Here is a 6,034-nt window from a genome sequence, read left to right on the forward strand (position 1 = left end):
AGAGCTTTCAAGCTCTTCTACCAAACGCTAGAATTCATCTGTTTTTCAAATGATTAGGTGATAGGGTTTCTCGTTTAAAATCGCCAACATTTATCACGTCTTGGTGTTTTACTATTCTTATGTTTCAGTGCTAGGTATATCATGGCTATAAATAATCATTATATGTGGTAAAATTACTATTGGAAATCAATTGTAAAGGGAGTTAAGTATGACGGATAGTGTTTGGTTGGGTAGGTAGTATTCATTTGCAATATAGATGATCTCAAACTTTTAAGGGCAGGAAAATGTATATTCATAAAGTTAAAATTAGTAATTTTAAGGGTTATTCTGATCAACAGTTGCAGTTTAGTATTCCAAATGGGCGAAAGGGCAGTGGACTCAATATTTTAGTGGGGGAAAATAATACTGGGAAATCAACTATTTTTGAAGCTATCAATTTTGTCAGAAATGGAGTGTCTGATATTAGTCAAGTTATTAATAAAAATGGTAACAGTAGTGCTCAAGTAGACTTAACATTTATTGGTGATATTAATCAAGTATTAGATTCTTTTGCTCAAGAGAATAAAATAGATACACTTAGGAAAATGATTTATGATCAGAATAGACTGAGTTATTTTCAAATATCAAGAAATACGGATGAAGAAAAGAAAATTAAAGTTTGGAATGAAAGTGATCAACTTTTTACTAACCCAAGTGGTATTGATGCAGTTATAAAAGGGATTTTTGAGCTAAATTTTGTTTGGGCAGATACAAATCCCAATGATCAAGCTAAGTTTGGAGCTTCTACAATTTGTGGTAAGTTATTAAAAGGTATATCTAGTGCTTTACATGATCAAAGTGAATATAAAGCATTCAAAGAGAGCTTCCATAAAATTTTCAATAATGGGGATTCTCTCTTACAGAAGCAGTTGAATATCATTGAAGAAAGAGTGCAAAACATTTTTCATGAGCAATTTGGAAGTGCTTCAATATCTTTCAAATTTAATGAGTTAGATCCTGATTTATTTTTTAAAAATGTAACTATCCAAGTTAACGATGGAGTTTCAACAACATTATCTGAAAAAGGTAGTGGGATGCAAAGAGCCGTTTTTTTAGCTTTGCTACAGGTGTATGCAGAAGATTTGAAGAAACACCCTGAGCTTGAAGAAGTTAACAAGCCATTTTTCCTATTTATTGATGAACCTGAAATATGTTTACACCCAAAGGCACAATCAAAACTATTAGACAGTATCTTAGAGTTAACAAAGCATAATCAAATTTTTTTAACAACTCATTCACCTTATTTTCTGTTAGGGATGCCTTTACATAAAATAGGACTCTTTATAACGAGAAAGGTAAACAACTTAAATAGAGTGGAAAATATCAATGATGCTGAAGTGCAGTTATTTCCATGGAGCCCAACTTGGGGAGAGATTAATTTTTATGCTTATGATATGCCAACGATTGAATTTCATAATGAATTGTATGGTTATCTTCAGGAAACAACTGAATGTGGGAACCAAAATAAATTAGATGCGTATTTACAAGCTCAAAACATTCAACTAACAAAAAAATGGGTTAACGGAAGTAAAAAAACACCTGCACCGTATGACGTGAGTTTACAGACATTTATTCGCAACAAAATTCATCATCCTGAAAATACCACTATGCAAAATGAAGGGTATTCTATTCAAGAACTAAAAGACTCTATTAATGACATGATTAAGCTAATCAAAGGCTTATCAAAAAATAATATTAACTTAAGCAAAGAAATAGAAAAAGCACCATGAAAATCCTCCACACATCCGATTGGCATTTAGGGCGCATGTTGTATGGCAAGAAGCGTTATCCTGAATTTGAAGCTTTTTTAAATTGGTTAATTGACACCATTAAAGTGCAAGAGATTGATATCTTATTAATAGCAGGCGACATCTTTGATACCACCACGCCAAGCAATTATGCCCAAGAGTTGTATTTTCAATTTCTAAGTGATGTTGCTAAAAATACTCATTGCCAACATGTTGTGGTAATCGGTGGCAATCACGATTCCCCAAGTTTGCTTGAGGCATCTAAAAGTGTATTAAAAGCGCTTAATATCTATGTGGTAGGGGCAGCGTGTGACAATCCACAAGATGAAGTGATTACGCTGAATAATGACAAAAGTATACCGCAAGCAATCATTTGTGCAGTACCTTATTTGCGTGATCGTGATATCAGAAAGGTTGAAGTCAGTGAAACATTAGATGATAAAAATAAAAAATTAATCTCAGGCATTAAGCAGCATTATCATGAGGTGTGTCAGTATGCTAAAGAAAAGCAGATTGAGCTTTGCAAAACACATAAGCTTCAACATTTACCAATCATTGGTATGGGGCATTTATTTGCCGCTGGTGGCAAGACTGAGATCGATGATGGCGTGCGTGAGTTATATGTCGGCTCATTGGCACATGTTGATGCGAATATTTTTCCTGATTATCTTGATTATGTCGCTTTGGGGCATTTGCATGTGCCGCAAATAGTAGCAAAGCAAGAGCATATTCGCTATAGCGGCTCCCCGATTGCAATGGGCTTTGGTGAAGCCAAGCAGCAAAAGCAGGTATTAATGATTGACTTTAAAGACGGCAATAGCGTCATTACAACGATTGCTGTTCCTTGCTTCCAACAGTTAATCAGCATCAAGGGGGATCTTGAATGCATTTTAGAATCCTTATCTCAATTGATAACAGAAAATGCGCAAAGTTGGCTTGAGATTGAATATACAGGCAAAGAAATTATAAGTGATCTGACAGAGCAAATTAATCTTCATATTCAAGGTAGTCAATTAGAGATCAGACGTATTAAAAACAAACGTGTGATTGATAAAGCCATCAGCCAATCCCAAAGCAGTGAAACACTAGAGGATCTCAATGAAATAGAAGTATTTGAGCGTTGCTTATCTGCACATGATATTCCAAAAGATCAGCAAGCCGTTTTGATGGATTGTTATCAAGAGATTATGATGCAGCTTGCTGAGGAAGATGTTCAAGCTCAGTAAGGAAAGGTAGCAACAAAAATGATAAAAGCCTACCAGTCAAACGCGCGAGAAATTTAATAGCAGAATAGTTTATAAACATAACACCCTATAAATTCTTTTAAAAACGGAAAAATCGATTTTTAAATGGTAAAAATGGGTGTATGATTTAGGTTAGTTGAATAATAGTTATGTTTAAAGTAATGATGTGGATGGTAAGTGATGCTATTAGAGTTTTCTTTTAGAAACTGGAAGTGTTTTAAAGAATTAAATACATTTTCAATGGATGCCAACACACGTCTTAAGAATAATAAAGAGCATTTATTGACGGTTAAATACCAGAAAACAGGCAAGTCACATGAGACAGTGTTGCCCTTCTCAGCAATCTATGGTGCGAATAATTCAGGCAAAACATCATTTGTTGATGCGCTTGCCTTTTGTAAATATTTACTTTGCTCTAAAACGAGAAGTTTGAGTCAATTGGAGCCTTATCGTTTGGGGGAGGCAGAAGAAACAAGTTTCTTTAGCTTTACAATTTTTATTGATGAGCATATTTATCAATATCAATTTGAAGTGGATAAAGCTCAGGTTTATCATGAAAAATTGCTACTTTTAAAGCCATCAACACAAAAAATACTTTTTGATAGAAATATTGATCAAAATACTTATACAGGGCAGCTGATCAAGGAAGATAGTGATCTGGCAACCATTATCAAAACAATGCCAAAAAATAAGTTATGTGTTAGTCATATTATTGAGCAAAATATTGATAATAAAATGCATTTTGAGCAGGTTTATAAATGGTTTAAACACCATTTAACTCTTATTTCACCACGATCTAAAAAAGGCATGGTCGATATTCCTTTGCGATTAAATGAAATGAATGATGCAATAAAAAGGCTAGACCTAAGTGTTACAGGTATTGAATTAGAGATAGCCTCAGAGCAGACATTAAAAGAGGAGTTGCCTCAAAGGTTATATGAGCTACTTATTGAGGATGTTAAAGATGGCGTTACAATAATGTTACCTTTGCCTGACGGCTCTTTTTTTTATGTTACCCCAAAAGAGGGGGGTGATAAAATTGATGTTCATAAAGTAGTGATTAAGCATAAAAAGGATAATGGTAAGGATATTAATTTTGAGTTACATGATGAATCAGATGGGACAAGGCGGGTTATTGAGCTTTTACCTTGGTTATTAAAACTTCAAAGTGACCCTAATATTACGGTTGTGATTGATGAGGTAGATCGCAGTCTACATACACAATTATCCAAGGAATTGATTAGAACACATATATTGGGTATTTTGAATCGTCAAGCACAAAGTCAATTAATTATTACTACTCACGATACCCATTTACTTGATTTGTCGTTCTTACGCAAGGATGAATTTTGGTTAGTTCAGAAAGAAGATAATGGCGCTAAGCTTGTTGCATTTGATGAGTTTATTTTAAAATCAGATAAAAAGTTAAGCAAATACTATCTAAGCGGGAGCCTAGGTGGAGTTCCATTTATTTAAAGCTAAGGAATTAAGGCATGGCAAGGAAAAGGCGCTTAGATAAATCCAATAAACGTATACCAATAAGCCATCAGTTTGTATTTTTCACAGAAGGAAAAACGGAAGAGATCTATATTAAGGCTATCTTTAAATATCTGAAACTAGATATAAAACCAATTTTTCCAATGAAGGGTAATGATAAAGCGAATATTCAGAATATTGAAAATAGAATTATAACAACTGAATTTAATGATAGTCAAACCGTTATTGTTGTTATTGATGGTGATCGAGATCAACAGAAAATTAAGGCGTTTGCTCAAAAAAAGAGATTATTTCAATCAGCGAAAGATTACCTGATTCTTTTGTCAATACCTGATTTTGAGCGTTGGTTGTCGTTGCATTATACAACAGATAAAAGCAAATCAATTGAAGATGTGTGCCCTAATTTTGATAAAACAAATACAAAAGTTATTGAGGATATAGCTCGACAGCATCAAACAGCCGTCGATAATTCAATAAAGTTAATACCTCAAGAGGTTAAGAAATACGATAATGCTAAGCTAATTCATTATATGCTTGATAATGCAGCACTACAGACGACAAATTTTTATCAGTTATTTTGTGTTATGCAAGGGAGGATTTTGCAGTGAATGATATGAAAACACTTAAAGTACGCTATTTTAATGATAGCGTACCAAATTCAAAAGGATATGTTGTTGAGCGGCATAAGTTTAAAGAGTTTATCTCTAATGTTACTGAAGAAAAATCAGTTAATGATTATGCAAAGCTCCAAATAGACGCACTTTCATCTCTAGGAAGTTAAATGAAAATCCTCAACTTACGCTTTAAAAATTTAAACTCGCTTTATGGCGAATGGTCAATTGATTTTACTGATCCTAATTATTTAGATAATGGCTTGTTTGCAATCACGGGTCCAACTGGGGCGGGGAAGTCAACGATATTAGATGCGATTTGTTTGGCACTTTATGGGCAAACGCCAAGATTGAAAATTATCTCGGAATCGGTCAATGAAGTGATGTCACGTCAAACGGGGGAATGTTTTGCCGAGATCACATTTCAAACGAATGACGGCATTTATCAATGTCATTGGAGTCAGCGCAAAGCGCGAGGTAAGGCAGATGGAAAATTGCAATCACCAAAGCATGAGATCAGTGATTATAACAAGGCTAAAATATTAGAAACAAAAATTAAAAAAGTTAAAGAGCTTGTTGAACAAACAACAGGAATGGACTTTAAGCGCTTTTGCAAATCGATTTTGTTAGCACAAGGTGGCTTTACTGCCTTTTTAAAAGCATCATCGGATGAGCGTTCTGAAATCTTAGAGCAAATGACGGGTTCTGAAATCTATAGTGACATTTCTAAAATGGTGTATGTGCGTGATAAAGAAGAGACAGACAGAGTCATGTTACTACAAAAAGAGCTAGATGGCATTCAAGTGTTATCGCAAGGGCACGGCTGTCCCATCTAAAATATGTTGACTTTTGCTAAATTTATCTTTGAAGTTGTTAGCAAAGGAATCTACTGTAT

Annotated in this window: 6 protein-coding genes; all 6 read left to right on the forward strand. The window is 34.2% G+C overall.

Translation table 11 applies throughout. From position 1 onward, the window contains the following. Positions 1-284 precede the first annotated feature (284 nt). Complete coding sequence (locus ACTS4L_RS07300; protein WP_440615746.1) at positions 285-1,769, forward strand: ATP-dependent nuclease; 1,485 nt, start codon at positions 285-287, stop codon at positions 1,767-1,769. Then, positions 1,766-3,013: an exonuclease SbcCD subunit D C-terminal domain-containing protein gene (locus tag ACTS4L_RS07305; protein ID WP_440615747.1), complete on the forward strand. Its 1,248-nt coding sequence runs from the start codon at positions 1,766-1,768 to the stop codon at positions 3,011-3,013. Before ACTS4L_RS07300 ends, ACTS4L_RS07305 begins: the two co-directional genes overlap by 4 nt. Positions 3,014-3,211: 198 nt before the next feature. Further along, positions 3,212-4,507 carry an AAA family ATPase gene (locus ACTS4L_RS07310; protein WP_440615748.1) on the forward strand — a complete coding sequence of 432 codons (1,296 nt, stop codon included), beginning with the start codon at positions 3,212-3,214 and terminating at the stop codon, positions 4,505-4,507. A gap of 17 nt (positions 4,508-4,524) precedes the next feature. Beyond that, on the forward strand, positions 4,525-5,136 hold the full coding sequence (locus tag ACTS4L_RS07315; protein WP_440615749.1) for an RloB domain-containing protein: 612 nt from the start codon (positions 4,525-4,527) through the stop codon (positions 5,134-5,136). After that, positions 5,133-5,309 carry a hypothetical protein gene (locus ACTS4L_RS07320; protein WP_440615750.1) on the forward strand — a complete coding sequence of 59 codons (177 nt, stop codon included), beginning with the start codon at positions 5,133-5,135 and terminating at the stop codon, positions 5,307-5,309. The genes ACTS4L_RS07315 and ACTS4L_RS07320 overlap by 4 nt, the downstream gene beginning before the upstream one ends. Further along, a complete protein-coding gene (locus tag ACTS4L_RS07325) occupies positions 5,310-5,975 on the forward strand; it encodes an AAA family ATPase (protein ID WP_440651895.1) in 666 nt (221 codons plus the stop codon). It abuts the gene before it with no gap. Positions 5,976-6,034 lie beyond the last annotated feature (59 nt).

The organism is Cysteiniphilum sp. 19S12-1 (genome assembly GCF_052030685.1).
Classification (GTDB): Bacteria; Pseudomonadota; Gammaproteobacteria; order Francisellales; family Francisellaceae; genus Caedibacter.

Excerpts from the sequence above, each read along its gene's own strand:
- ACTS4L_RS07300 (WP_440615746.1), top strand. The coding sequence starts at position 285 with ATGTATATTCATAAAGTTAAAATTAGTAATTTTAAGGGTTATTCTGAT.
- ACTS4L_RS07305 (WP_440615747.1), top strand. The coding sequence starts at position 1,766 with ATGAAAATCCTCCACACATCCGATTGGCATTTAGGGCGCATGTTGTAT.
- ACTS4L_RS07310 (WP_440615748.1), top strand. The coding sequence starts at position 3,212 with ATGCTATTAGAGTTTTCTTTTAGAAACTGGAAGTGTTTTAAAGAATTA.
- ACTS4L_RS07315 (WP_440615749.1), top strand. The coding sequence starts at position 4,525 with ATGGCAAGGAAAAGGCGCTTAGATAAATCCAATAAACGTATACCAATA.
- ACTS4L_RS07325 (WP_440651895.1), top strand. The coding sequence starts at position 5,310 with ATGAAAATCCTCAACTTACGCTTTAAAAATTTAAACTCGCTTTATGGC.